A 26,526-nucleotide genomic window follows, 5' to 3' on the forward strand; every position below is an offset into this window, starting at 1 on the left:
CTCAGGCCTTCAACTTGTAGCCGAAGCCGCGGACCGTCTCGATCCGGTCCTGGCCGATCTTGGTGCGCAGCCGCTGCACGTGCACGTCGACGACCCGGGTGTCCCCGCCCCAGCCGTAGTCCCACACCCGTTCCAACAGCTTGTCGCGCGAGAGGACGGTGCCCGGCGCGGTGGAGAACTCCAGCAGCAGCCGCATCTCGGTCGGCGTGAGCCCCACCGGCCGCCCGGCCCGGCGCACCTCCATGCCGTCGGTGTCCACCTCCAGGTCGCCGAAGGTGAGCACGCCCCCGTTGCCCGCGGCGTCGGCCGCCTCCGACCGGTCGCCGCCGCCCGCGTGCCCGAAGCGCCGCAGCACCGCCCGGATCCGGGCGACCAGGACGGCCCCGTCGAACGGCTTGGTGACGTAGTCGTCGGCGCCCGCCTCCAGGCCCAGCACCACGTCGATGGAGTCCGCCCGCGCGGACAGCATGATCACCGGCACCGTGGACTCGTCCCGGATCCGGCGGCACAGGCTGACGCCGTCGAGGCCGGGGAGCATGACGTCGAGGAGGGCGATGTCGGGACGGTCGGCCCGGAAGGACTCCAGGCCGGAGAGTCCGTCGGGCATCGCGGTGACCGCGAAGCCGTCCCGCTCGAGGGCGAGCTGGGTGGCCTCGCGGATGACATCGTCGTCCTCGACGAACAGGACGTGGGTCTGATCTGCCATCCCGGTGCTCTCAGTCCTCAGGGTGTGGTCGGGTCGAACGGTCGAACGGGCCGCCGGTACGCGTACCGCGCTCACTGGGTCATCGGTGCGAGCGGCCCGGTCGGTTCACGCCGGTCGGGGCGGCCGACGGTTCAGCTGTCCGGCTCCGGAGCCGGGGTGGGCGCGTTGCCCGCGGCCTTGCTGTAGTCGTTGTGCGTGCGGTACTCCTCGGTGAACCGGTCCGACGCCCAGCGGTACGTGATCACGTTCTCGCCGGACGGACTCGACACCGGGTCGCCCTTGTCGTACACCTGCTTGGTCACCACCAGGTCGCCGCGGTCGATCTCCGCGTAGACCGGGGGCTCCTCGGCCTTGAACACATTCTGGTACGCGCCGTCCTCCTCGCGGTACACGTAACTGCCCACACCCACCGCGTCACCGCACGTCAGTACGTTGACCACGACGTCGTCCGCCGAGCCGTCCGTCACCTTCCCGTACGACACGTCGATCGGATACTCGTCGGCGACGCACGGCTTCAGCTCGCGCTTGACCTCCGGGGACACCTTGGGGTCGGCCTTGACGAGCCGTACCGCGTCGACGCGGTCGGGGGCCTTCGAGGGGGACGCCTTCGCCGCGGGCGTGGGGGACGAGGAGCCCGCGCCGCCCACCGCGTCCGCGTGGGCCGGCCCCTCGTCCCGGGCGCCGGTGCCCCCGGTCCCGCAGCCGGACAGGGAAACGCCGAGGGCGACGAACACGGCCACCGCCGTACTCGCCGCCTGCGTGGTTCTCCGGGTCCCCCCGGGTGTCCGACCGTCGGTCAGGCCGCGCAACGCTCCCGCTCCTCACGCTCCAGCGCCCGTGCGTCCAGATCGCGGGCGACCAGCTCCTCGCGGAGCCGGGCGAGCGCCCGGTGCAGCGTGCTCTTGACCGTTCCCGCCGACATGCCGAGGGCGGCGGCGGTCTCCTCCGTTGACATCTGCTCCCAGTGTCGCAGCACGACGACGCTGCGCTGCTTCGGGGCGAGCACCTTCAGGACGTCCATCAGCAGGGCGCGGTCCGCGTGCTGCTCGGTGGCGTCGTCCATGGGGGACTCGGGGAGCTGCTCGGTCGGCACCTCCTCCAGCTTCCGCGCCCGCCACCACTCGGTCCGGGTGTTGATCATCACCCGGCGCAGGTAGGCGTCCGCCAGCCGCTTGTCCTCGATGGTCTCCCAGCGCCCGTAGGTCCGCGCCAGCGCGGTCTGCAACAGGTCCTGGGCGTCGACGGGGTCGGGGACCAGGCGCCTGGCGCTGCGCAGCAGCGCGTCCTGCCGGGTGCGGACGTACTCCTCGAACTCGAGCACCTCGCCCATGTCAACCGCCTTCCGATCCCCGTACTCCGACGGTGGTCACCGCCGGCCCACTGCCTGTGGTCCGTAGTCGTGCTGTGCCCGGGGGGCACACAAACGAAGGTAGGGAAGCGTTGTCACGGCGCTGTGCGATGCAGCCTGCGGCAAACCCTCGGCTGTCCGTCGGTTGTGTAACGGAAGTAGGAACCGGGTAAATCGGCAGCCCACTTGATAACGACATCGGGCGATTTGTCCGGCAGAGGGCCTGTCACAGAGATGCCGCCGGAGCCGTCACAGAGGCAAGCAGACTGTGCGTCAGCTCAGCGGCAGCCGGTACAGACCGTCCGCCAGCGGCTCCACCAGACCGTCGGCCACCAGACCGTCCAGGGCGCGGGCCCGCTGGACCGGCTCCTGCCAGACCTGGTCGAGGGCCGCCTGCGGCACCGGCCCGGCCGCGTCCCGCAGCACCGCGAGCAGCCGCCCGCGCACCTGCCGGTCGGTGCCCGCGTACGTCTGCCCGCGCCGCGGCGGACCGTCGTGGGCAGGCTTGCCGGCCAGCCGCCAGGCGCACTGGGCCGCGATTGGGCAGCGGTGGCACGACTCGTTCTTCGCCGTGCAGACCAGCGCACCCAGCTCCATCGAGGCGGCGGCCCAGCGGGCGGCACTCGCCTGCTCCTCGGGCAGCAGCGCCCGCGCCAGCTTCCGCTCGGCGGCGGTGGTGGCGTTCGGCGGGTACTGCACACCGGTGACCGCGCGGGCGAGGACCCGGCGGACGTTGGTGTCCAGCACGGCGTGCCGCTGGCCGTAGGCGAAGGAGGCGACCGCCGCGGCCGTGTACTCGCCGATGCCGGGCAGTGCCAGCAGCTGGGCGTGGTCGGCGGGCACGTCGCCGCCGTGCCGTTCCGTTATGGCCGCCGCCGCGCCGTGCAGGCGCAGGGCGCGGCGCGGGTAGCCGAGCCGGCCCCAGGCGCGCACGGCTTCGCCGGGCGCCTCCGCGGCGAGGTCGGCGGGGCGCGGCCAGCGGGCCAGCCACTGCTCGTAGACGGGCTGGACGCGGCTGACCGGCGTCTGCTGGAGCATGAACTCGCTGACCATCACACCCCAGGCACCGGCCTCGGGGCGCCGCCACGGCAGATCGCGGGCGTGCTCGTCGAACCAGTCGATGACGGGGGCGTGCAGCGGCACACCGGACGCGGCGGGGTCGGAGGGTCCGCCTGGCGAGGGCTTCGTGGGCGCAGTCATGTCCCTCCGATCCTGCCACGGGAGGACCGCCGTACGGGAACACCGCCACCCGGAGACCGTCGCGGACGTCATCCGGTCGCCGACGGGGGCTCCGGAACGGTCTCCGGAATGATGATCCGTAAAAGTTGCGGGCCCAAACGGCGGGTGGGACAAGGGAACGCGCCGATCTCTCGTACAGTTTGCGCCGTGGGATCTCTGCGCAATCCGGTCGGGCCGCTTCCCTCCACCATCTACTGGCGACGGAGGGCCGTACTGCTGTCTCTTTTCGCCCTGTTGGCGCTATTGATCACGTGGATCGTGGTCTCCGGCGGCGGGGACGGCGGCAAGGGCCGCGAGGACGGGGCCAACGGCAAGAACCCGGCACCGTCGATCACTCCGGGCCCCTCGGGGTCCGGCCCGGCGATCAGCCAGGCGCCGGGCGGCCGCGACGAGTCGGGGAGCGGCGACTCCAACGGCTCGGGTTCCGGGACGAGTTCCGGCGGCGACGGCTCCGGCAACGGTTCCGGTTCCGGGTCCGGGTCCGGCGACGAAGCGTCCGGCGGCGGATCGGCCGGGTCGGGAAGTGCCGGAGGCGGCGGGGGCGGCGCGGTGACCGGCGTCGGCGCGGGCGACGCGCTGCCGGCCGGGTCGGGCCTGCCCAACTGCACGCCCGGCGCGTTGAAGTTCAGCCTGCGCAGCGTCCGCAACAGCTACTCGCCCGGACAGACCCCCGCGTTCGAACTGACCGCGCGGAACACGTCCGGCAGCGACTGCAAGGTCGATCTCGGCCCGAAGAACGCGGTGTTCACCATCACCCCGGCCGACGGCGAGGACGCGTACTGGGCCTCGGACGACTGCGTCAAGGGCACGGGCAGCCTGCGCTACCGGGTCGCCGCGGGCAGCGGCATCACCTACACCACCAAGTGGGACCGCAAGCCCAGCGCCCCCGAGTGCGGGACGCCGCCGGCGGGTTCGGCCAAGGCGGGCACCTACCTGGTGGAGGCCAAGGCGCCCGGCTTCGAGAAGGTCCAGACGTCCTTCGTCCTCAAGAACGACTGACACGACGCGCGGCCGCCCCCTCGGGCCCGCCGCGCGTCAGACGTAACGCTCCAGGATCGACGACTCCGCCAGCCGCGACAGCCCCTCCCGCACGCTGCGCGCCCGCGCCTCGCCGACGCCGTCCACCGTCTGGAGGTCGTCCACACTCGCCGCGAGCAGCTTCTGCAGACCACCGAAGTGCTCCACCAGCCGGTCGATGATCGCGCCCGGCAGCCGCGGCACCTTGGCCAGCAGCCGGAACCCGCGCGGCGACACGGCGGAGTCCAGCGTCTCGGGCGACCCGGTGTACCCCAGGGCCCGCGCCACCGTGGACAGCTCCAACAGCTCGGCATGGCTGAGCTTGTCCAGCTCGGCCAGCGCCTCGTCGACCGTACGGGACCGCTTGGCGGTCGGCTCGGGCACGTAGTCCCGCACGACCAGCTCGCGCTCCGGCTCCACACCGGCGATCAACTCGTCCAACTGCAGCGCCAGCAGCCGCCCGTCCGTCCCCAGCTCCACCACGTACTCGGCGATCTCGGTGGCGATCCGGCGCACCATCTCGAGCCGCTGCGCGACCGCCGAGACGTCCCGCACCGTCACCAGGTCCTCGATCTCCAACGCCGACAGCGTGCCCGCGACCTCGTCGAGGCGCAGCTTGTACCGCTCCAGGGTCGCCAGCGCCTGATTGGCCCGCGACAGGATCGCGGCCGAATCCTCCAGCACCCGCCGCTGCCCGTCCACGTACAGGGCGATCAGCCGCATCGACTGCGACACCGACACGACGGGGAACCCGACCTGCTTGCTGACCCGGTCGGCAGTCCGGTGCCGGGTACCGGTCTCCTCCGTCGGAATGGTCGGATCCGGAAGAAGCTGCACCCCCGCCCGCAGGATCTTCGACAGGTCCGAGGACAGCACGATGCCGCCGTCGAGCTTGCACAGCTCGCGCAGCCGGGTCGCGGTGAACTCGACATCCAGCACGAAACCGCCCGTGCACATCGACTCGACGGTCTTGTCGGAACCCAGCACCATCAGACCGCCGGTGTTGCCGCGCAGGACCCGCTCCAGGCCGTCGCGCAAGGAGGTGCCGGGCGCCACGGCGCTCAGTGAGGCGCGCATCAGGCCATCGGCACCGGCACTCCCACCGGACTTTCCGGGAGCTGCTGCCCGGTCGTTGGCTGCCACTGCACTCCTCCGGTCGCAGGTTCTTCCGGCCCTCCCGTGTCGCACACTCGGTCGTACGGACGGGCGAGACCAGGGCAAAGTCTACCGGCGGTCCTCCTCCTCCCGTGTGGCCTCTCGCCGACGCGAGCGCGGAAGCACCCGCAGGGCGTCCCCCATGTCCGCGACTTCCAGGACCTTCATACCGTCAGGGACCCTGCCCGGATCGGCCGGGACCAGGGCGTGAGTGAAGCCCAGCCGATGCGCTTCGGAGAGCCTGCGCTGCACCCCCGTGACCCGTCTCACCTCGCCCGCGAGCCCGACTTCGCCGATCGCGACGAGGTTCTTGGGCAGCGGAGTGTCGCTGGCCGCACTCGCCAACGCCAGCGCGACGGCGAGGTCGGCGGCCGGCTCGGAGAGCTTCACCCCGCCCACCGTCGCACTGTAGATGTCCCTCTTCCCCAGCGCACTGATGCGCCCGCGCTGCTCGAGCACGGCCAGCATCATCGACACCCGCGAGGTCTCGAGCCCCGAGGTCGTACGCCGCGGCGACGGGATCTGCGAGTCCACGGTCAGCGCCTGCACCTCGGCGACCAGCGGCCGGCGCCCCTCCAGGGTGACGGTCAGACAGGTACCGGGCACCGGCTCGGCCCGCCGCGTGAGAAAGAGCCCGCTGGGATCGGCAAGCCCCGTGATCCCCTCGTCATGCAGCTCGAAACAGCCGACCTCGTCGGTCGTCCCGTACCGGTTCTTGACCCCCCGCACGAGCCTCAGCCGAGCATGCCGATCACCCTCGAAATGCAGCACGACATCCACGAGGTGCTCCAGCAGCCGCGGTCCCGCGATGGCCCCGTCCTTGGTGACGTGGCCCACCAGCAGCGTGGACATGCCGCGTTCCTTGGAGGCCCGGATCAGCGCCCCCGCCACCTCCCGCACCTGCGCCATGCCACCTGGGGCGCCGTCGATCTCGGGCGAGGCGACGGTCTGCACGGAGTCCAGGATCAACAGCGACGGCTTCACGGCATCGAGGTGCCCGAGCACCGCCGCGAGGTCGGTCTCGGCGGCGAGATACAGATGATCGTCGATGGCGTGGATCCGGTCGGCCCGCAGCCGCACCTGGCTGGCCGACTCCTCACCGGTGACGTACAACGTCCGATGCTCGTCGCTCGCGGACTTGGCCGCCACGTCAAGCAGCAGCGTGGACTTCCCGACGCCCGGCTCACCCGCGACGAGCACCACGGCGCCGGGCACCAGACCGCCGCCGAGCACCCGGTCCAGCTCGGGCACGCCGGTGGACCGGGCGGTCGCCTGACGCCCGTCGACCTGGCCGATCGGCACCGCGGACGTGGTCACGCGCCCCGGCGTGGTCGTCCGCACGGCGGGCGCGCCGTACTCCTCGACCGTGCCCCAGGCCTGGCATTCGGGGCAGCGGCCGAGCCACTTGGCCGTCTGCCAGCCGCACTCCGTGCAGCGGTAGGACGGCCGTTCCTTGGCGGACTTCGTACGGGCAGCCATGCACGAACGGTAACCGCCCCCACTGACAACCGACCTCGCGGTCCGTCCCCGGCCCCCGGGGTGGCCCGGCGTCGCACCCGGTGCCCGGCGTGGGCGTGGGCGCGAGGCGTGACGCGGCCCGGCGTTGCGGGGTGCCGCTGCGCCCACCCGTGCCGCCCCAGCGGCACGACTGCCCGCAGCTGCGGCGGGGGCGGCGGCGACTGCCGGCAGCGGCGGCCGGGGGCGGCGGCGCGCTGCGGCGGCGGGGATGGGACGGCGCGCAGCTGGGCGGTGGCGACGCGGCGGGAGAGCCGCGTACGGCGGGATGGGGCGCCGGAGGACGGCGGGCCGCGGCCGCGTACGGCGGGACGGGGCGCCGGAGGACGGCGGGCCGCGGCCGCGTACGGCGAGAAGGGGTCGTGTCGGGGGGTGTCCGCCCGCAGCGGTTGGCGCGTCAACGCGTCGAGCCTTTTCAAGTGACCGATTCCGCGCCGTTCCGAGGACGGACACCCCCCGGCGCGGCCCCGACCCACCCACCGCACGCACCGCGCTACGCGCACCCCCACCGAACCCGCACAGGCCGCCGCAGGCACCCCGAACGGACGACTCCGGCACCGCCCCCGCCACGGAAGAACGGCTTCCTGTCCCCTTATGAGGGATCGTTTCACCCGTACGGATTAAAAGTGCCCAACGCGCCAGTTCGCGCCACCCATAGCCCCCTACGGTCGCCGAGTGATGAGGAGCAGTCCGGAAACCACGACCCGCACGACCGGCGCACACCGGGCGCACCGGGAAGCGCGTGACCGCACCGCGGCAAGGGCCCTGGCGCAGCCGCCGGCGCAGCGCCCACCCGCGCGTTACGCCGCGTACGACGCGTATCTGGACGGCCTGTTCACGTACTGCCTGTCCGTGCTCTGCGACCACGACGCCGCGACCGCCGCCCTCGGCGACGCCCTCGCCGTCGCCGAGCGCCGAGGCCACCGCGGCCCAGGCCCCGCGGCCGACCGCAGGGCCTGGCTGTACGCGCTGGCCCGCTGGGCCTGCCTGCGCAAGCTGGCCGAGGCCAAGCAGAAACGTCCGAGCAGCCACGCGGCGGGCCGCCCCACCCCCACCACCACTCGCCCCACCACCACTCCCCCCACCGCCCCCACCCCCAGCACGCCCGCAACCGACGAGACCCACCAGCGCCACCGCAGCGAACTCGCCCTGCTCGCCTGGCCGGAGGCCGCCGGCACCAGCCCCGAGCAGCGCGAGGCCCTCGAACTCGCCGTGCGCCACCACCTCGCCCCCCACGAGGTCGCCGCCGTCCTCGGCACGGACCTCGCCGCCACCAGGGAACTGCTCGCCTCGGCCGCCTGCGAGGTGGAACGCACCCGAGCCGCCCTGGCCGTCGTGGAGACCGGCACCTGCGCGGGCGTCGCCCGCCTCACCGGCGACAACCGCTACGTCCTCAGCAGCGCCCTGCGCCGCGAGCTGGTCCGGCACGTCGACGACTGCCCGCGCTGCCGCCGGACCGCCGAGCGCGCGATCCCCGGCCGCTGGCCCGGCACCAGCGTCACCCCCGCCGAACTGCCCGTCCTGGAGGCCCCCCGCACCGCACTGCACGTCGCCCTGGCCCACACCCCGCGCGCGCGGGGCGCCGCCCCCCGCTTCGACCGGCGCGGCTTCCCCATGGACCCCAAGGATCGCGCGGCCCGCCGGGACCGGCTGCGCGCCCGTGCCGTCACCACCACCGTCGTCGCCACCGTCGTGGCCGCCCCGGTACTCGCCCTGTGGGCGGCCTACCGGGGCACCCCGGTCGTCGAGGGCGAGGAGGGCCGCTCGGCCAGCGCCAGCGAGGCGCAGGACCCGGACGCCCTGGAAGGCGAGTCGGCGGGCGGCGCCTACGGGTACGAGAACGCCGGCAACGCGAGCACCACCCCGGGCACCGGCTTCGGCGAGAAGGGCGAGGCCGACGTCTCCGTGGAGGTCGTCGGCGTCTCCGGCACCGGCGGGAAGGGAGCCGGTCACCTGGACGTGACGGCGGGCCACGACGGCGACACCACGCTGGTCACCCTGACCGCGACCGGCGACGCCCCGGTGCACTGGTCCGCGTCCGTCGGCGCCTCCTGGCTCTACCTGAGCCAGTCCTCGGGGACCCTGCGCCCCGGCGAGGCCGTGACGCTCAGGGTGTACGTCGACCACCTGCGCGAGCCGTCCGGCCGGTGGAGCGCACGGGTGGCCGTCTCGCCCGCCGGCGCCGTCGTGGCGATCAAGGGCTACGGCACCGCGCCCGCCCCGTCCCGTCCGGCGGACCCGCGCCCCGGCCCGCCGGACGACACGTCGTCCCCGTCCCACCCGGGCGGTGACCCGGACCCGTCACCGTCCACGTCGCAGCCGCCCGACCCCACGCCCACCGGCGACCCGTCGCCGACGCCGCCCGACCCGGACCCGACGACGAACGAACCGTCCCCGACCGGCGGCACGGACGGCTCGTCCCCACCACCGAGCAACAGTGACAGCGGCGCCCCGAGCCCGTCGGACTCGTAGACCGGCACGGAGCCGGAGCCGGAGCCGGAGCCGGCCCCGGGCCTCAGCGACCGGCGGGGTCCGCCGGATGCGGTGCGAGCAACGGCAGCTGCGAGGCCAGCCGCTCCTCGCACAGCTCGACCAGCCGGTCGTAGCCCGCCTTGCCCATCAGCTCGACCAGCTCCGGCCGGTAGGAGACGTACACCGGGTCGCCCGCGCCGTGCGCCGAGGTCGCCGACGTGCACCACCAGTGCAGGTCGTGCCCGCCGGGACCCCACCCACGCCGGTCGTACTCACCGATCGACACCTGCAGCACGCGCGTGTCGTCGGGCCGGTCGATCCACTCGTACGTCCGCCGGACCGGCAGCTGCCAGCACACGTCCGGCTTGGTCTCCAGCGGCTCCCGGCCCTCCTTCAGCGCCAGGATGTGCAGCGAGCAGCCCGCACCCCCGGAGAACCCCGGCCGGTTCTGGAAGATGCACGACCCCTGGAAGGGCCGGGTCTGCCGGGAGCCCTCGTCGTCCTCGGAGGTCCAGCCGTTCCGCGTGCCCTCGGCGTGGTGCTGCCAGATGTCCGGCGTGAGCCGCGCCACGTGCCCGGCGACCCGCTTCTCGTCGTCCTCGTCGGAGAAGTGCGCGCCCAGCGAGCAGCACCCGTCGTCCGCGCGGCCCGCCTGAATGCCCTGGCAGCCGCTGCCGAAGATGCAGTTCCAGCGGGAGGTCAGCCATGTCAGATCGCACCGGAAGACCTGCTCGTCGTCCGCCGGATCCGGGAACTCCACCCACGCGCGCGCGAAGTCGAGCCCCTTCTCGTCGCCCGAGATGCGCTTCTTATCCTTCTTGGCCGACTTTTCGTCCTTCGCCTTTTTCGTCTTTGGCACGGCTCCAGGGTAAGTCGCCGGAGCGGAAGGACCGGACCACGGCAGGCCCCGCCCGCAGTAGCGTTCCGTACATGAGACTCGGTGTCCTCGACGTGGGTTCGAACACGGTGCATCTGCTGGTGGTGGACGCGCACCCCGGCGCCCGCCCGCTGCCCGCCCACTCGCACAATGTGGAACTGCGCCTCGCCCAGCTCCTGGACGAGGACGGGGCGATCGGCCCCGACGGTGTCGACCGGCTGGCCGCGGTCGTCCGGGAGGCGCTCCAGGCGGCCGAGGACAAGGGCGTCGAGGACCTCCTGCCGTTCGCCACCTCGGCCGTGCGCGAGGCGAGCAACGCCGACGACGTCCTCGCGCGCGTGCGCGCCGAGACCGGCGTCGAGCTGACCGTCCTCACCGGCGCCGAGGAGGCCCGGCTCACCTTCCTCGCCGCCCGCCGCTGGTTCGGCTGGTCCGCGGGCAGGCTGCTGGTCCTGGACATCGGCGGCGGCTCCCTGGAGATCGCGTACGGCATGGACGAGGAACCGGACGCCGCCGTGTCGCTGCCGCTCGGTGCGGGCCGGCTGACCGCGGCCCGGCTGCCCGACGACCCGCCCCACCCGGACGACGTCAGGGCGCTGCGCCGCCACGTCCGTACGGAGATCGCCCGGACGGTCGGCGAGTTCAGCCGCCTCGGCGCCCCCGACCACGTGGTCGCCACCTCGAAGACCTTCCGGCAGCTGGCCCGCATCACCGGCGCCGCCCGTTCCACCGAGGGCCTCTACGTCCAGCGCGAGCTGAAGCGTGCCTCGCTGGAGGCCTGGGTGCCCCGCCTGGCCGCCATGACCAGCACCGAGCGCGCCGAGCTCCCCGGCGTCTCCGAGGGCCGGGCGCACCAGCTGCTGGCCGGCGCCCTGGTGGCCGAGGCCACGATGGACCTCTTCCACGTGGAGAGCCTGGAGATCTGCCCATGGGCCCTGAGGGAGGGCGTGATCCTGCGGCGCCTCGACCACATGGGCCAGGAATAGCGCCCCGAAAGGGGCGCGGGGAACGGCGCGACGAGCCACAGCCGACCGGTACGCGCCGTATGGCAATGACCACAACGGCGATTGGGCACCCCGCGGCTCCCCATGCCCACCCCGTAACCTGACCCCCGTGGCAAAACCAAGCGACGCCGTCCGCACCCCGGACACGAAGGTCGCCCTGTCGACGGCTTCCGTCTATCCGGAGTCGACGGCGACGGCCTTCGAGATCGCCGCCCGCCTCGGTTACGACGGCGTGGAGGTGATGGTCTGGACGGACCCGGTCAGCCAGGACATCGAGGCGCTGCGCAGGCTCAGCGACTACCACCGCATGCCGATACTCGCCGTGCACGCACCGTGTCTGCTCATCACCCAGCGCGTCTGGTCCACCGACCCCTGGGTCAAGCTCCAGCGCGCCCGCGCCGCCGCCGAGAAGCTCGGCGCGTCCACCGTCGTCGTGCACCCCCCGTTCCGCTGGCAGCGCCAGTACGCGCGGGACTTCGTCAGCGGCATCTGGCGGATGGCGGACGAGACGGACGTCCGCTTCGCCGTCGAGAACATGTACCCCTGGCGCTACCGCGACCGCGAGATGCAGGCCTACGCCCCCGACTGGGACGTGACGAAGGACGACTACCGGCACTTCACGATCGACCTCAGCCACGCCGCGACCTCCCGCACCGACACCCTCGACATGATCGACCGCATGAGCGACCGCCTCGGTCACGTCCACCTGGCCGACGGCAAGGGTTCCGCCAAGGACGAGCACCTCGTCCCCGGCCGCGGCAACCAGCCCTGCGCCGAGGTGCTGGAGCGCCTCACGCACACCGGCTTCGACGGCCACGTCGTCATCGAGGTCAACACCAGGCGCGCGATGTCCGGCGCCGAACGTGAGGCCGATCTCGCCGAGGCACTGGCCTTCACCCGCCGGCACCTGGCGCAGACGGTGTCCCCGGCGCCGGGGACCGCACACGCGGCGCGGACGGACCGCCGGTGAGCAACGGAAACGGGACCACCCGTCGCCGCGGCCGCCCGCCCCGTACGGAGTCCGGGGACACCCGCGACCGCATCCTCACCACGGCCCGCGAGGAGTTCTCCGAGCGCGGCTACGAGAAGACGTCCGTGCGCGGCATCGCCAAGTCCGCGGGCGTGGACCCCGCGCTGGTGCACCACTACTTCGGCACCAAGGAGCAGGTCTTCGAGGCGGCCATCGAGGTCGCCTTCGCGCCCGCCATGGACGCCCCCGAGGCGCTCGCCGACGGCCCCCTGGACGGGGTCGGCGAGCGCCTGACCCGCTTCATCTTCGGCGTCTGGGAGAACCCCGCCACCCGCACGCCCCTGCTGGCCATCCTCCGCTCGGCCGTGAACAACGAGGCCGCCGCCACCGTCTTCCGCCGGCTGATCGCCGCCCAGCTGCTGCGCCGGATCGCCGCCCAGCTGAACGTCCCGGACGCGGAACTGCGCGTCGAACTGGCGGCGGCGCAGCTGGTGGGGTGCGCGATGCTCCGCTACGTGATCAGGGTGGAGCCGCTGGCCTCGGCCGACCCGGAGCAGCTCGTCGCCCGCCTGGCCCCGGTCGTACAGGGCCACCTCACCGGCCCCTGAGGCCACCCGCGAGGCCACCCCTGATGCCACCCGCCGACGGCGTACGACGAGACGCGCGTCCCGCATTCCGGACACCCTGTCCCGACCCCTGGATGACCGGCGTACGCTCGACGGCAGTCATAACTCTCCGAAGGAGCGAGCGACGATGCCCGAACTGAGGTCCCGCACAGTCACCCACGGCCGCAACATGGCGGGCGCCCGCGCCCTTATGCGTGCCTCCGGTGTACCCGGCGCGGACATCGGGCGGAAGCCGATCATCGCCGTCGCCAACAGCTTCACGGAGTTCGTGCCGGGCCACACGCACCTGGCCCCGGTCGGCCGGATCGTCAGCGAGGCGGTCACCGCGGCCGGCGGCATCCCGCGCGAGTTCAACACGATCGCCGTGGACGACGGCATCGCGATGGGCCACGGCGGCATGCTCTACAGCCTCCCCTCCCGCGACCTGATCGCGGACAGCGTGGAGTACATGGTCGAGGCACACTGCGCCGACGCCCTGATCTGCATCTCCAACTGCGACAAGATCACGCCGGGCATGCTCAACGCGGCGCTCCGCCTGAACATCCCCACGGTCTTCGTCTCCGGCGGACCCATGGAGTCCGGCCGCGCCACCCTGGTCGACGGCACGGTCCGCACCCTCGACCTGGTCGACGCCATGTCGGAGGCGGTCAACGACAAGATCTCCGACGCGGACATCCTCCGCATCGAGGAGAACGCCTGCCCGACCTGCGGCTCCTGTTCCGGCATGTTCACCGCCAACTCGATGAACTGCCTGACCGAGGCCATCGGCCTCTCCCTGCCCGGCAACGGCTCGGTGCTGGCCACCCACACCGCCCGCAAGGCGCTCTACGAGAACGCCGCCCGCACCGTGCTCGACCTGACCCGGCGCTACTACGAGCAGGACGACGACTCGGTCCTGCCCCGCAACATCGCCACCCCCGCCGCCTTCGGCAACGCCATGGCGCTGGACATCGCGATGGGCGGCTCCACCAACACGATCCTGCACCTGCTGGCCGCCGCCCAGGAGGCCGAGGTCTCCTACGGCCTCGCCGAGATGGACGCCCTCTCGCGCAGCGTCCCCTGCCTGGCCAAGGTCGCGCCGAACGTCGCCAAGGACCGCACGTACTACATGGAGGACGTGCACCGCGCCGGCGGCATCCCCGCCCTCCTCGGCGAACTGCACCGCGGCGGCCTGCTCAACGAGGACGTCCACTCCGTCCACAGCCCGTCCCTGGCCGACTGGCTGAAGACCTGGGACGTGCGCGGCGGCTCCCCCTCCAAGGAAGCGGTCGAGCTGTGGCACGCGGCCCCCGGCTGCGTCCGCTCCGCCGAGGCCTTCTCCCAGTCCGAGCGCTGGGACTCCCTGGACGAGGACGCCGAGGGCGGCTGCATCCGCTCCGTCGAGCACGCCTACTCCAAGGACGGCGGTCTCGCCGTCCTGCGCGGCAACCTCGCCGTGGACGGCTGCGTCGTCAAGACGGCAGGCGTCGACGAGTCCATCTGGACCTTCGAGGGCCCGGCGGTCGTCTGCGAGTCGCAGGAGGAGGCCGTCGAGAAGATCCTCACCCAGCAGGTCAAGGAGGGCGACGTCGTCGTCATCCGCTACGAGGGCCCCAAGGGCGGCCCCGGCATGCAGGAGATGCTCTACCCCACCTCGTACCTCAAGGGCCGCGGCCTCGGAAAGGCCTGCGCCCTGGTCACCGACGGCCGCTTCTCCGGCGGCACCTCGGGCCTGTCCATCGGCCACGCCTCCCCGGAGGCGGCGGCCGGCGGCACCATCGCCCTCGTCGAGGACGGCGACCGCATCCGCATCGACATCCCCAACCGCTCCATCGAGCTGCTCGTGGACGACGCCGAGCTGACCCGCCGCGAGCAGGCCCTGAACGGCGTGTACGCCCCGAAGAACCGCGACCGCAAGGTCTCCGCGGCCCTCAAGGCGTACGCCGCGATGGCCACCAGCGCCGACAAGGGCGCGGTCCGCGACGTCAGCAAGCTGGGCTGAGGCCCACCGGGGGACCCGGGGCGGCGGCCTACCAGGCCCCCGGGTCCCGCCCCGACACTGCGAACACCGTCCCGTCCGGCGCCCCGGCGTACACGTTCCCGCCCGCGAGCAGCGGCGCGGGCAGTGAGGCGGGCACCGTGTCGGAGTCGGGGCCGAGCCGGGGCCGGGTCTGCCCGAGGAGCCTGCCCCGGCGCGCGTCGACACCGAGGAGCCGCCCGTCGGGCGCGGTGACGTACACGTGCCGCCCGTCGGAGACCGGCGCCGAGCCCCGGCTCATGCCCGTCTCCAGCCGCCACGCCTGCTTCCCCGCCGCCATGTCGACGGCGACCAGCGAGCCGCCCGCGCCCATGAGGTACAGGGTGTCCCCGTGCACCCCGGCCTGCGCCTGATCCACCGGGATCGGCAGCGTCACCCGCCGGGTCGCGCCGGTGGCGGGCGTGTAGCGGACCACGGTCCTGACGCCGTAGGTCGCCCCTTCGACGAGGAGGAACACCGAACCGTCCGCGGCTCCCACGGGCTTCAGCTCCCCCGCCAGCTCCGCGTCCCAGCGCACGTCCCCGCTCGCCGGGTCCACCGCGGTGACCCGGGTCCGCTTCCCGTCCGCGCTCGGGCTCGTCGCGTACGCCGCCGGCCGCCGCTCCCCGGCGACCGAGGTGAAGTACGGCACCGCCTGCCCGGGGATCCGGTGTGCCCACTTCGTCCGCCCCGTGGCGCTGTCGACGCCGGTGACCATCCCGTCGGCGCGGGTGAGCAGCAGCATGTCGCCGACGGTACGCAGACCGTCGTACGCGGGCATCTCCTCCTGCCACGCCGGCTCACCCGTCGCGGGGTCGAGCGCCTCCAGCGGGCCCAGCAGACCGACCTCGGGCTGCACGAGCCCGCCCGACACGACCGGCGGTTCGTCCCGCACGGTCTCCTCGACGGGGTGCCGCCACAGCGTGCTCCCGTCGGCCGGGTCGAGGGCGAAGACCAGACCGGGGCGCGCGCACAACAGCCGCGGGGCCGCGTACGAGCACTGCGTCATCCCGCCGCCCGGCGTCGCGGGCGACGCCTCCCACGGCCCGAACCCGTCCGATGCGCTCTGCGCGGTGGGCGTGCCCGCGGGCTCGGCACCGCCGAACGCCTGCACGGCCACGAGGCTCCCGATCACGGCGACCCCCACCGCCCCGGCGACGAGCGCCGACCGCTTCCCCAGCCGCCGTAGGACCCGCCCGGACCGCCGTGTGGACGGCTCGGCGGACTCCTGCGACGCGGGTGGCGCACCGGCCCCGCGCGGGGTCTCGTCCCGCTCGGTCCGCGGTGCCGGTATGAACACCTGCGTGTCGTAGGCCGCCGCGGCCGACCGCAGCTCCCGCATCAACTCGTCCGGTGTCGGCCGGTCCGCGGGCTCCTTGGCGAGGCACCGCAGCACCATCGGCGCGAGCGACTCCGGTACGCCGGTCAGGTCGGGCTCGTCGTGCACGACCTGGTAGGCGACGACGTAGGGGCTGTCGGAGTCGAAGGGCCCCCGCCCGGTCGCCGCGTGCACCAGCAGCGAACCGAGGGTGAAGACGTCGGCCGCGGGCCCCACCTCCCGGGGCCGCCGGAACTGCTCGGGCGCCATGTACGGCGGCGTACCGATCAACTTCCCGGTCTCGGTGCGCAGTTCGCTGTCCTTCGGCCGGGAGATGCCGAAGTCGATGACCTTCGGACCGTCCTCGGCGAGCAGGACGTTGCTCGGTTTGAGGTCCCGGTGCACGACGCCCACCCGGTGGATGTCGCGCAGCGCCTCGGCGAGTCCGGCCATCAGCCGCCGCAGCTGGGGCTCGTCCATCGGCCCGTTCCGCTTCACCTGCTCCGAGAGCGTCGGACCGGGGATGAACAGCGTCGCCATCCAGGGCCGCCCGGCCTCCGGGTCGGCGTCCACGACCGGCGCCGTGAAGGCCCCGCTCACCCGCCGGGCCGCCGCCACCTCCTGCCGGAAACGGCCTCTGAACTCGGGGTCCCTGGCATATGTCGCGTGCACGACCTTGACCGCGACGCGCATCCCGGAGGTGCTGCGGGCCAGGTGCACGACGCCCATGCCGCCCGAGCCGAGGCGGGACTCCAGCCGGTAGTGGCCGGCGTACTCCGGAAGTTCCGCTTCCGCGTCCGCTCCGGCATCCCGCTGCGGCGCCATGGAACCACCCCCGTGCTGTTCGTTCGCGCGAGCGATGCTCGGAGCCTAGTCGATGGGGCGTACGGGACAGAGGCGGCCTGCCGACTCGCGTGTGCGAGTTGCGAACTGGCGTTTCATGGCTTGTTCTTGGGGTATCAACGGTGCCCCGCGAAAGTCGCGGGGTCTTCAACGGGGGGAGTTCCTTCATGTCGGTCGACCAGGTCCAGAACATCGGCGGCGGGGAAGAGGGCGAAAAGACAGCGGGCGAGGGAGTCGTCGCGGCGGCGGCCCTGCGCTCCTACCCGGTCGCGCCGGGCTACCGCCTGAACGTGCGCAGCGGCCCGGGCACCAACTACTCCGTGGTGCGGGTCCTGGCCGAGGGCTCCAGGGTCACGATCAACTGCCAGCGCACGGGGCAGTGGGTCTCCGGCCCCTACGGCACCTCGAACATCTGGGACAGCATCGGCAGCGGTCAGTACGTCTCCGACGCGTACATCCTCACCGGCAGCGACGGTTGGGTGGCCCCGCGCTGCTGACCCCGTAACACTGCTGACCTTGTAACAGGGATGTCTTGGGGAAGTACTAGGAGGTTGCCGAGGGGAACGGTGTGCCGGGCCGAGCGGCTCTTGGTGATCAGAAGCGCCCGCTCGCACCGATGGGTACGGGCGGACCGGCACGCCAACCGATCCTGAGGTAGACAACGATGCGCGTTCGCAAGCTGACCCTCGCCGCCATGGCCCTCGCCGCCGGCCTCTCGCTCACGGCCTGCCAGAACGACGACGACGGCACGGGCCAGAGCACCGCTCCGCCGGCCGCCTCCACCGCGGCCTCCTCGGACGGCGGCTCCGGATCGGCGGGTTCGGACTCCGCGGGCTCGGACTCCGAGGGGGAGTCCCCGAACGGGACCGGCGGCACCGAAGGAACAGGGGGCTCCGGCGGCACCGGCGGGTCCGGCGGGTCCGGCCAGGACGGCAAGGCCGCCAAGTGCAGCACCGACGAGCTGGAGATCACGGCGATGGACGCCACCGTCGGCGGCGACACCGAGGGGACCGTCGCGGTCGACCTGAAGAACGGCGGCGGCCGGGACTGCTCCCTCGCGGGCTACGCGGGCGTCGACCTGAAGACGAACTCGGGCACGGTGTCCGCCGAGCGCACGGGCGACCCGGCCCCCAGGATCGTCCTCAAGGACGGGGAGACGGTGACCTTCGGCATCACCTACCCGATCAACGACTCGGGCGGCTCCGGCGTCCGCATCACCGGCCTGGTGGTGACCCCGCCCGACGAGACGAAGTCGGTCACCCTCGACTGGCCGGGCGGCGCCTCGCTGCCCGTCACGGACGGTTCCGGCACCCCGGTGCGGGTCGGCCCGCTCGGCAGCGCCGGCCAGGGCGGCTGACCGCACCGCACGCCCCGGGAGGCGCGGGGCCATAATCGACGCGTGAGCGCAGAGAACGGCACGAACGGCAGCCCGGACGCCCAGGCGGGCCCCCGCCCCGAACCCCTCCGGTTCTACGGCACGACCTGGGTGAACCACGACGACGGCTACGCCGCCCGCCGGGTGGGCCTCGCCGTGGGCTCGCTCGCCGCGGCGGCCGCCGCCTGCTTCGTGCTCCGCGTCGCCTACCAGGGCCTCCAGATCGCCGACATCGGCAGCTTCGTCTCGCTGCTGATGATCGTGATGTTCGCGATCTGCAGCGCCCTGGCCTTCCGCCACACCTGGTCCGGCTTCACCAGCCGCCCCGACCCCGACCGCCAGGCCTCCGCGCGCGGCCTGCTCGCCATCGGCTTCGTCGGCTCCCTCCTCGCCTACTTCTTCCGCACCTTCACCGAGGCACCGGGCGAGAAACTGCACCGCGCGGAGTACGACAGGGCCCGCGAGGAGTACGACAAGCGCACCACCCGCCGCTCGGGCAACCCGATGAAGAAGCGCCGCCGAAAGTAGCGACCCACAGACCCGCCCGGCCTGTCGACCCGACCGCCCCGACCGCCCGGCTGCCCCGGCCGCCCGGCTGCCCCGGCCGCCCGGCCGCCCCGGCCGCCCCGACCGCTCGGCCGACCAGCCGCCCCGACCGGCCGACCGGCCGAGTGGACTGAGCGACGACAGGCCGAGTGATCGTCGGCCTGACCGACCGACCCGTCGGAGCGACCCGGCCGACCGACCCGACCGACAGGCCGACCCGACCAACCGACCGACCCGGCCGAGTGGACCGAGCGACTGACAGGCCGAGTGACCGTCGGCCTGACCGACCGACCGTCGGAGCGACCCGACCGGCCGAGGGGCCGCCGAACCGAACGACCGACAGGCCGAGCGGGCCGACCGACCGACGGATCGAGCGAGCGGGCGACCGACCGAGCGGCCGACCGGACCGAGGGCCCGGAGGCCCCCTCCCGCGGCCCACGCGGCGCTCCCGCAAACCCCTTCGCCCCGCCGGTCCACCGGGCCACCATGGCCGTATGACGACACCTCCGCAGGCCGACCACAGCGCCCGGGCCCATTCCTTCAACGCGGCCGCGGCCCAGTACGCCGCCAACCGCCCCTCCTACCCGCCCGCCCTCTTCGACGCGCTGGAGGAGCTGACCGGCCGCCCCCTCAAGGGCTCCCGCGTCGTGGACGTGGGCGCCGGCACCGGCCTCGCCACCGCCCGCCTGCACGAACGCGGCGCCGACGTCATCGCCGTCGAACCCGGTGCCGGCATGGCCACCGAGTTCCGCCGGACCCTCCCCGGCGTCCCCGTGGTTTGCGGCAACGGCAACGCCCTGCCCCTCGCCGCCCACAGCGCCGACCTGCTCACCTACGCCCAGTCCTGGCACTGGACCGACCCCGCCCTGGCCGTCCCGGAGGCGCTGCGCGTGCTGCGTCCGGGCGGCGCCCTGGCGCTGTGGTGGAACACCGACGCCCACGACGTGCCGTGGATCGCGGAGTCGTCGCGACGCATCGACCGGCACTTCGCGGACCTCAACCTCGCCGCCGAGAAACGAAACTTCGACGCCCGCTTCGCCGACCCCACCGGGAACCTGGACTTCGTCCACCAAAAGATCCGCTGGAGCCGTCGCGTCCCCCTCGACACCCACCTGGCCAACCTCGGCAGCCACTCGGTCTTCCTGACCGACACCGAGGAACGCGCCACGGCCTTCTTCACCGAGGAGCGCCGACACCTGCTGGCCGCCTTCCCGGACGCCCTGGTCGAGGAAACCTACGACGTCCACCTCCTCCTCGCCCGGACCCCAACGCCCTGACGTCCCGGGCGGCCCGGTGGTCTGGTGGCTCGTGCGACCCGGTGGACCGGTGACCGGCAGCCTTGCCGCCCACGACAGCCTGATGGCCCTGGCGATCCGCCAGCCTCGCCGACCCGTCGGCCTGCTGGCTCGCCAGCCCGCCAGCGCCCCGCCCGGGCGGTCCGCCGCTCCGCTGCCCGGCTGCCACGCCAGCCCGGCGCCCCCACGGCGCTTGACGTCGTAGGCGCCCAGGAGGAGTATTCATCACATGATGAATTACTCGACGGAGCACTCCTCCCCGCCACCCGATGGGCAAGGCGGCGACCCCGCCCCGCCCGCCGTCCGCGCCGAAGGCCTCACCGTCGTCCGCGGCCCCCGCACCGTTCTGCGAGGCCTCGGTTTCACCGTCCCGCGCGGTCGGATCACCGGTCTCCTCGGCCCCTCCGGCTGCGGCAAGTCGACGCTGATGCGGGCGATCGTCGGCACCCAGGCCAAGGTCACCGGCACCCTGGACGTCCTCGGCCGCCCGGCCGGCCACCCGGCCCTGCGCACCCGCATCGGCTACGTCACCCAGGCCCCGTCCGTCTTCGACGACCTGACCGTCCGCCAGAACCTGGACTACTTCGCCGAGATCCTCGACCCCGGCCGGGCGGCCTCCGACCGCCGCCGCGAGGACGTCACCCGGGTCATCGCCGACGTCGACCTCACCACCCACGCCGACGCCCTGGCCGGGAACCTCTCCGGCGGCCAGCGCAGCCGGGTCTCCCTCGCCGTGGCCCTCCTGGGCGCCCCCGAACTCCTCGTCCTCGACGAACCGACGGTCGGCCTCGACCCGGTACTCCGCCGCGACCTGTGGACCCTCTTCCACTCCATCGCCGCCGACCGCGGCGCCACCCTCCTCGTCTCCTCCCACGTCATGGACGAGGCCGAGCGCTGCCACCGGCTGCTCCTGATGCGCGAGGGCGAGGTCCTCGCCGACGACACCCCCGACGCCCTGCGCACCCGTACCGGCTCCGACACGGTCGAGGAAGCCTTCCTCCACCTGGTCGACGAGGCGAAGGCCAAGGCGGCGGCCCGCACCAAGGAGACCACCCGATGACCACGCCCACGGCCCCCGCGGCCCCCGCACCCGCCCTCACCCCGGCCCCCACCCGCCCCCTGAGCCTCTCCCGCACCACGGCCACCGCGGCCCGCGTCCTGCGCCAACTGAGCCACGACCCCCGCACCATCGCGCTCCTGATGCTGATCCCCTGCGTGATGCTCTTCCTGCTGCGCTACGTCTTCGACGGCAGCCCACGCACCTTCGACAACATCGGCGCCTCACTCCTCGGCATCTTCCCGCTGATCACGATGTTCCTGGTCACGTCCATCGCGACGCTGCGCGAGCGCACCTCGGGCACCCTCGAACGCCTCCTCGCCATGCCCCTCGGCAAAGGCGACCTCATCGCGGGATACGCCCTCGCCTTCGGCGCCCTCGCCATCGTCCAGTCGGCCCTCGCCACCGGCCTGGCGGTCTGGTTCCTGGGCCTGGACGTGACGGGCAGCCCCTGGCTCCTCCTCCTGGTCGCCCTGCTCGACGCCCTCCTGGGCACCGCACTCGGCCTCTTCGTCTCGGCCTTCGCGGCCTCGGAGTTCCAGGCGGTCCAGTTCATGCCGGCAGTGATCTTCCCCCAGCTCCTCCTCTGCGGCCTCTTCACCCCGCGCGACAACATGCACCCGGCCCTGGAGGCGGTCTCCGACGTCCTGCCCATGTCCTACGCCGTCGACGGCATGAACGAGGTCCTGCGCCACACCGACATGACCGCAACCTTCGTCCGTGACGCCCTGATCGTCGCCGGCTGCGCCCTGCTGGTCCTGACCCTGGGAGCGGCCACTCTGAAACGCCGAACGGCATAGTCAGCCCGTCCGGCGCTTGAGGACGAGGCCGTTCCGGCCGAAAGCGGGGTCTGGGGGCGCAGCCCCCAGGGACGGGAACGGGAAGGGGCGGCGGGGGCGAAACCCTGAACCGCACCCCCACCCGCATCCCGCGGACTGGACGCACGACCCCCACCCGCACCCGCAGTGCGAGGATGACCCCGGACCACGCGCGCACCCCGGAGGGCACCCGAACCCATGACCCAGAAAGTCGCAGTCCTCGGCACCGGCAAGATCGGCGAAGCCCTGCTCAGCGGCATGATCGGAGCCGGCTGGGCCCCCGCCGACCTCCTCGTCACCGCCCGCCGCCGGGAACGGGCCGACGAACTCCGCGCCCGCCACGGCGTCACCCCGGTCACCAACGCCGAGGCCGCCAAGACGGCCGACACCCTGATCCTCACGGTCAAGCCCCAGGACATGGGCACCCTCCTCGACGAACTCGCCCCCCACGTCCCGGCCGACCGCCTGGTCATCAGCGGCGCGGCGGGCATCCCCACCTCCTTCTTCGAGGAACGCCTCGCCCCCGGCACCCCGGTCGTCCGCGTCATGACGAACACCCCGGCCCTCGTCGACGAGGCCATGTCCGTCATCTCGGCCGGCACCCACGCGACCGCCGCCCACCTGACCCACACCGAGGAGATCTTCGGCGCCGTCGGCAAGACCCTCCGCGTCCCCGAGTCCCAGCAGGACGCCTGCACCGCCCTGTCCGGTTCGGGACCGGCGTACTTCTTCTACCTGGTCGAGGCCATGACCGACGCCGGCATCCTCCTCGGTCTGCCCCGCGACAAGGCCCACGACCTGATCGTCCAGTCGGCGATCGGCGCGGCGAAGATGCTCCGCGACAGCGGCGAACACCCGGTCAAGCTCCGTGAGAACGTCACGTCCCCCGCCGGCACCACCATCAACGCCATCCGCGAACTGGAGAACCACGGCGTCCGCGCCGCCCTCATCGCCGCCCTGGAGGCCGCCCGCGACCGCAGCCGCGAACTGGCCTCCGGCACCAAGGACTGACACCGCGACGGACCGCCGGGTGCTCACCGCACCCGGGTCAGCACCCGGCCAGGACCTCCTCCGTCGTCACCACCCGGGCGAACCCGCCCCCGTGCAGCGACACCGCCGACGCCCGCGCCAGCTCGTCCGCGCTCTGCCGCCAGCCGAAGGGCCCCTCCAGGTCGAAGGTGTACGTCGCGTCCAACGGGACCACCACCTCGTACCCGAGGTTCCCGCCCATCCGCGCCGTCGTCTCGACGCACATGTTCGTCTGGATGCCGGCCAGCACGAGCTGCCGGATTCCCGCCGCCCGCAGCCAGGCGCCCAGGTCCGGCGCGCCGAGGAACGCCGAGTTCACGCTCTTCGTGACCAGCAGCTCGGCCCCGCCCCCCTTCCCGCGCCGCTGCTCCACGTACTCCTTGAACCCGTTGCCCTCGTACCCCTCCCGCAACGGCGACCCGGCCTTCACCGAGTCGTGCCGTACGAAGACGACCGGCCGCGCGGCCGACTGCCACGCGTCGATGAGCGCGGCGATGTTGTCGTCCGCCCCCGGGTTGTTGCGCGTACCCCAGAAGTCGGCCTCCTCGAAGCCCTTCTGCACGTCCACGACCACCAGTGCTGCGTTCTCGGCGATGTCCATGCCTCAGATCGTGCGGCCCGGCGACCCGAACTCCCAGAAGTCCAAAAGCCAGCGATCGATGATTTACTGCCACCCGTGGCCGGACCAACAGAAACAACAGGAGCAGCAGGAGCAGTACGAGCGGCAGCGCCCCCCTACCGCGTCGCCCTCGTCGCCTTCCCCGGCATCCGGGCCTTCGACGTCGCCGTCATCACCGAGGTCTGGGGCACCGACCGCACCGACCGCGGCGCCCCCGCCTTCGACCTGCGCCGCGTCGCCGCCGACGGCACCACCGCCGTCCCGATGCGCGGCGGCCTCGCCCTCCACCCCGACCGTCCCCTCGACTGGCTGGCGGAAGCCGACCTCGTCGTCGTCCCCGGCCTCGACGACCACCTCACCCCGGCACCCGCCCCGGTCCTCGCCGCCCTCCGCCGCGCCCACGCCCGCGGCACCACCGTCGCCGCCCTCTGCGGAGGCGCCTTCACCCTCGCCCAGGCCGGCCTGCTCGACGGCCGCCGCGCCATCACCCACTGGCGCCTGCTCGACCTCCTGCGGAGCCACCACCCCCGGGTCACCGTCGTGCCCGACGCCCTCTTCATCGAGGACGACCGCATCTGGACCGCCGCCGGCACGGCAGCCGGCATCGACCTCTGCCTCCATTTGGTACGCCTGGCCCACGGCGCCGAAGCCGCCGCCACCATCGCCCGCTCGATGGTCACCGCACCCTTCCGCACCGGCACCCAGGCCCAGTTCATCGAGCACCCCACCCAGCACACGGACCGCGACGCCGACGCCCTCGCCGCCGTCCGCGAACACGCCCTGCGCCACCTCGACGAGCCCCTCACGGTCGCCGACCTGGCCGCCCGCGCCGGCATGTCCCCGCGCTCCTTCGCCCGTCACTTCGCGGCGGCCACCGGCACCACGCCGCTGCGCTGGCTCCTGGACCAGCGCATCGCCGCGGCCCAGAAGCTCCTCGAACGCACCGACCTGCCCATGCCCGAGGTGGCCCGCCGGGCGGGGTTCGGCAGCGAGGTCATGATGCGCCAGCACTTCGCAGCACGCCTCGCCACCAGCCCCCGCGCCTATCGCGCCGCGTTCACCGGGGGCAGCAGCCCGATCGCCCGGTAGGCCGCGTCCACGGTCGGCCGTGCCATCGCCCGGGCCTTCTCGGCCCCCTCCCGGAGCACACCGTCCACGTGCCCGGGATCGGCGGACAGCTCCATGTGCCGATCCCGCACGGGCCGCAGCATCTCGACGACCGCCTCCGCGGTGTCCTTCTTCAGCGCGCCGTACGAGTCGTAGCCGTCCGCCAGCTCCGCCGGGCCCCCGCCCGTGCAGGCGGCGAGAATCTCCAGCAGGTTGGCGAGACCGGCCCGCTCCTCCCGGTCGTACACCACGTCACGCCCGCTGTCGGTCACGGCCCGCATGACCTTCTTCCGCACCACGTCCGGCTCGTCCAGCAGATAGACGATCCCCGGCCCGGTGTCGTCGCTCTTGCCCATCTTCGACGCGGGCTCCTGCAGATTCATCACCCGAGCCGCCACCGCCGGACTGGTCGCCCGCGGCACCACGAACGTGTGCCCGTACCGCTGGTTGAACCGCACCGCGAGATCCCGCGCCAGCTCGACATGCTGCGTCTGGTCCTCCCCGACCGGCACCTCGTCCGTCCCGTAGGCCAGGATGTCGGCCGCCATCAGCACGGGGTACGTGAGCAGCGACAGCCGCACACTCCCGCCCCGGCCCCGCTCCCGTGCGGCCTTCTCCTTGTACTGGATCATCCGCCGCATCTCGCCGTCGGTCGCCACGCACTCCAGTACGTACGACAGCCGGGCGTGCTCGTCCACGTGACTCTGCACGAACACGGTGCACACCTCGGGATCCAGCCCCGCCGCCAGCAACAGCGACGCCGCCTGACGGCTGAGTCTGCGCACCCGCGCCGGATCGTGGTCCACGGTCAGCGCGTGCAGGTCGACGACGCAGAACAGCGCGTCGGACCGGTGCTGGTCCACCGCGGCCCACCGCCGCATGGCGCCCAGGTAGTTCCCCAGCGTCAGGTGCCCGGTCGGCTTGACCCCACTGAAGACCCGTGTCATCTCTCCACCTCCTGGTCAGGGCCGCCGCCACCCGCCGGCCGCCCCTCCTGGAGGGAGAAAACAGAAGGGCCGCCGAAGCGGCGGCCGTCGAGTGCATACGTGTGTGCGGCCGCCGTCAGGCGGCCCACCAGAGCTGAGTACACGTACGCGTCATCACGCGCCCTACACTACGCCCCCGGAGGCCGCACGACCCGGGATTTGACACGACCCTTCCACCCTCCTAGTGTTCTCCGAGTTGTCCGACGTGAGCGCCGACCCCGGTCGGTCCCCGGACAGCGATTCCGCAAGTACTCACCACTCTTCGACGAACAGTCGCGTTGTCGGCGTCGTCTATGTGTCGGTGCGCGTATTAACGGAATGAGGAATCCACGTTCGAAAGAACGCGGGCCCCCGATTAGCTCGGGAGCCGGGAGTCCGCTAGAGTCTCACCTCGTCGAAACGGCTCAAGGGCCGCGGAGACAACCCCCTCTGACGGGGAATCAGAGCCCGAAAGGATCTGATAGAGTCGGAACCGCCGGAAAGGGAAACGCGAAAGCGGGAACCTGGAAAGCGCCGAGGAAATCGGATCGGAAAGATCTGATAGAGTCGGAAACGCAAGACCGAAGGGAAGCGCCCGGAGGAAAGCCCGAGAGGGTGAGTACAAAGGA

The 26,526-nt window shown here is 72.9% G+C and carries 24 protein-coding genes; 14 read left to right on the plus strand and 10 right to left on the minus strand.

Annotated features, from left to right (window positions below; translation table 11 throughout):
- Position 1 precedes the first annotated feature (1 nt).
- The 4 genes from cseB to ACZ7MF_RS29390 form a co-directional block, all read right to left on the minus strand.
- Complete coding sequence (cseB, locus tag ACZ7MF_RS29375) at positions 2–706, minus strand: two-component system response regulator CseB (RefSeq protein ID WP_471481148.1); 705 nt, start codon at positions 704–706, stop codon at positions 2–4.
- A 131-nt stretch (positions 707–837) separates the two neighbouring features.
- Positions 838–1,515: a hypothetical protein gene (locus ACZ7MF_RS29380; RefSeq protein ID WP_356859535.1), complete on the minus strand. Its 678-nt coding sequence runs from the start codon at positions 1,513–1,515 to the stop codon at positions 838–840.
- Positions 1,503–2,036: a SigE family RNA polymerase sigma factor gene (locus tag ACZ7MF_RS29385; protein ID WP_003975479.1), complete on the minus strand. Its 534-nt coding sequence runs from the start codon at positions 2,034–2,036 to the stop codon at positions 1,503–1,505. Before ACZ7MF_RS29385 ends, ACZ7MF_RS29380 begins: the two co-directional genes overlap by 13 nt.
- 291 nt (positions 2,037–2,327) lie before the next feature.
- Positions 2,328–3,254, minus strand: a complete 927-nt coding sequence (locus ACZ7MF_RS29390) for an HhH-GPD family protein (RefSeq protein WP_115742725.1) — start codon at positions 3,252–3,254, stop codon at positions 2,328–2,330.
- 186 nt (positions 3,255–3,440) lie between these two features.
- Here ACZ7MF_RS29390 and ACZ7MF_RS29395 point away from each other — a divergent pair, with 186 nt between their 5' ends.
- Positions 3,441–4,292 (plus strand): hypothetical protein, encoded by an 852-nt coding sequence (locus ACZ7MF_RS29395; RefSeq protein WP_471481152.1) that lies wholly within the window; start codon positions 3,441–3,443, stop codon positions 4,290–4,292.
- Between the two features lie 36 nt (positions 4,293–4,328).
- Here ACZ7MF_RS29395 and disA read toward each other — a convergent pair whose 3' ends face one another.
- Both disA and radA read right to left on the minus strand, forming a co-directional pair.
- On the minus strand, positions 4,329–5,453 hold the full coding sequence (gene disA / locus ACZ7MF_RS29400; RefSeq protein ID WP_271319621.1) for a DNA integrity scanning diadenylate cyclase DisA: 1,125 nt from the start codon (positions 5,451–5,453) through the stop codon (positions 4,329–4,331).
- A gap of 81 nt (positions 5,454–5,534) precedes the next feature.
- Positions 5,535–6,944, minus strand: a complete 1,410-nt coding sequence (radA, locus tag ACZ7MF_RS29405; RefSeq protein WP_011028928.1) for a DNA repair protein RadA — start codon at positions 6,942–6,944, stop codon at positions 5,535–5,537.
- Between the two features lie 714 nt (positions 6,945–7,658).
- Between radA and ACZ7MF_RS29410 the strand changes: the two genes are divergently transcribed.
- The gene (locus ACZ7MF_RS29410) at positions 7,659–9,452 is read left to right on the plus strand and encodes a BACON domain-containing protein (protein ID WP_471481155.1); all 1,794 of its coding nucleotides are present in this window, start codon (positions 7,659–7,661) and stop codon (positions 9,450–9,452) included.
- Between the two features lie 43 nt (positions 9,453–9,495).
- Here the strand turns inward: ACZ7MF_RS29410 and ACZ7MF_RS29415 are convergent, their stop codons facing one another.
- On the minus strand, positions 9,496–10,311 hold the full coding sequence (locus tag ACZ7MF_RS29415) for a DUF3109 family protein (RefSeq protein WP_356859524.1): 816 nt from the start codon (positions 10,309–10,311) through the stop codon (positions 9,496–9,498).
- Between the two features lie 71 nt (positions 10,312–10,382).
- On the opposite strand from ACZ7MF_RS29415, the gene ACZ7MF_RS29420 reads away from it, so the two are divergent.
- From ACZ7MF_RS29420 to ilvD, 4 genes are all read left to right on the plus strand, one after another.
- On the plus strand, positions 10,383–11,315 hold the full coding sequence (locus tag ACZ7MF_RS29420; RefSeq protein ID WP_471481157.1) for a Ppx/GppA family phosphatase: 933 nt from the start codon (positions 10,383–10,385) through the stop codon (positions 11,313–11,315).
- Positions 11,316–11,442: 127 nt separating this feature from the next.
- Positions 11,443–12,303, plus strand: coding sequence for a sugar phosphate isomerase/epimerase family protein (locus ACZ7MF_RS29425; RefSeq protein WP_471481160.1), 861 nt, complete (start codon positions 11,443–11,445; stop codon positions 12,301–12,303).
- Positions 12,300–12,911, plus strand: a complete 612-nt coding sequence (locus ACZ7MF_RS29430) for a TetR/AcrR family transcriptional regulator (RefSeq protein ID WP_471481162.1) — start codon at positions 12,300–12,302, stop codon at positions 12,909–12,911. The genes ACZ7MF_RS29425 and ACZ7MF_RS29430 overlap by 4 nt, the downstream gene beginning before the upstream one ends.
- A 145-nt stretch (positions 12,912–13,056) precedes the next feature.
- The gene (ilvD, locus tag ACZ7MF_RS29435) at positions 13,057–14,910 is read left to right on the plus strand and encodes a dihydroxy-acid dehydratase (RefSeq protein WP_356859516.1); all 1,854 of its coding nucleotides are present in this window, start codon (positions 13,057–13,059) and stop codon (positions 14,908–14,910) included.
- Positions 14,911–14,938: 28 nt separating this feature from the next.
- Here ilvD and ACZ7MF_RS29440 read toward each other — a convergent pair whose 3' ends face one another.
- The gene (locus tag ACZ7MF_RS29440) at positions 14,939–17,068 is read right to left on the minus strand and encodes a serine/threonine-protein kinase (protein WP_471481164.1); all 2,130 of its coding nucleotides are present in this window, start codon (positions 17,066–17,068) and stop codon (positions 14,939–14,941) included.
- A 185-nt stretch (positions 17,069–17,253) separates the two neighbouring features.
- Here ACZ7MF_RS29440 and ACZ7MF_RS29445 point away from each other — a divergent pair, with 185 nt between their 5' ends.
- The 7 genes from ACZ7MF_RS29445 (at position 17,254) to proC (ending at position 23,188) form a co-directional block, all read left to right on the plus strand.
- On the plus strand, positions 17,254–17,583 hold the full coding sequence (locus ACZ7MF_RS29445; protein WP_471481167.1) for an SH3 domain-containing protein: 330 nt from the start codon (positions 17,254–17,256) through the stop codon (positions 17,581–17,583).
- Between the two features lie 167 nt (positions 17,584–17,750).
- Positions 17,751–18,443, plus strand: a complete 693-nt coding sequence (locus ACZ7MF_RS29450; RefSeq protein WP_471481169.1) for a DUF4232 domain-containing protein — start codon at positions 17,751–17,753, stop codon at positions 18,441–18,443.
- A 42-nt stretch (positions 18,444–18,485) separates the two neighbouring features.
- Positions 18,486–18,989 (plus strand): EamA/RhaT family transporter, encoded by a 504-nt coding sequence (locus ACZ7MF_RS29455; protein ID WP_471481171.1) that lies wholly within the window; start codon positions 18,486–18,488, stop codon positions 18,987–18,989.
- A 512-nt stretch (positions 18,990–19,501) separates the two neighbouring features.
- Positions 19,502–20,284, plus strand: a complete 783-nt coding sequence (locus tag ACZ7MF_RS29460) for a class I SAM-dependent methyltransferase (RefSeq protein WP_471481172.1) — start codon at positions 19,502–19,504, stop codon at positions 20,282–20,284.
- 247 nt (positions 20,285–20,531) lie between these two features.
- Positions 20,532–21,362 (plus strand): ABC transporter ATP-binding protein, encoded by an 831-nt coding sequence (locus ACZ7MF_RS29465; RefSeq protein ID WP_471481174.1) that lies wholly within the window; start codon positions 20,532–20,534, stop codon positions 21,360–21,362.
- Positions 21,359–22,159: an ABC transporter permease gene (locus ACZ7MF_RS29470; protein ID WP_471481176.1), complete on the plus strand. Its 801-nt coding sequence runs from the start codon at positions 21,359–21,361 to the stop codon at positions 22,157–22,159. The genes ACZ7MF_RS29465 and ACZ7MF_RS29470 overlap by 4 nt, the downstream gene beginning before the upstream one ends.
- 216 nt (positions 22,160–22,375) lie before the next feature.
- Positions 22,376–23,188 (plus strand): pyrroline-5-carboxylate reductase, encoded by an 813-nt coding sequence (gene proC / locus ACZ7MF_RS29475; RefSeq protein ID WP_356859502.1) that lies wholly within the window; start codon positions 22,376–22,378, stop codon positions 23,186–23,188.
- A 37-nt stretch (positions 23,189–23,225) separates the two neighbouring features.
- On the opposite strand, the gene ACZ7MF_RS29480 is transcribed toward proC, so the two are convergent.
- A complete protein-coding gene (locus ACZ7MF_RS29480) occupies positions 23,226–23,807 on the minus strand; it encodes a cysteine hydrolase family protein (RefSeq protein ID WP_471481178.1) in 582 nt (193 codons plus the stop codon).
- A 75-nt stretch (positions 23,808–23,882) separates the two neighbouring features.
- On the opposite strand from ACZ7MF_RS29480, the gene ACZ7MF_RS29485 reads away from it, so the two are divergent.
- Entirely contained in the window at positions 23,883–24,914 is a 1,032-nt protein-coding gene (locus ACZ7MF_RS29485) for a GlxA family transcriptional regulator (RefSeq protein WP_471481179.1), read from the plus strand.
- Here ACZ7MF_RS29485 and trpS read toward each other — a convergent pair.
- Positions 24,869–25,879 carry a tryptophan--tRNA ligase gene (gene trpS, locus ACZ7MF_RS29490; RefSeq protein WP_471481181.1) on the minus strand — a complete coding sequence of 337 codons (1,011 nt, stop codon included), beginning with the start codon at positions 25,877–25,879 and terminating at the stop codon, positions 24,869–24,871. The genes ACZ7MF_RS29485 and trpS overlap by 46 nt on opposite strands.
- Positions 25,880–26,526: the final 647 nt, after the last annotated feature.

It is taken from the genome of Streptomyces sp. NPDC111628, assembly GCF_055635195.1.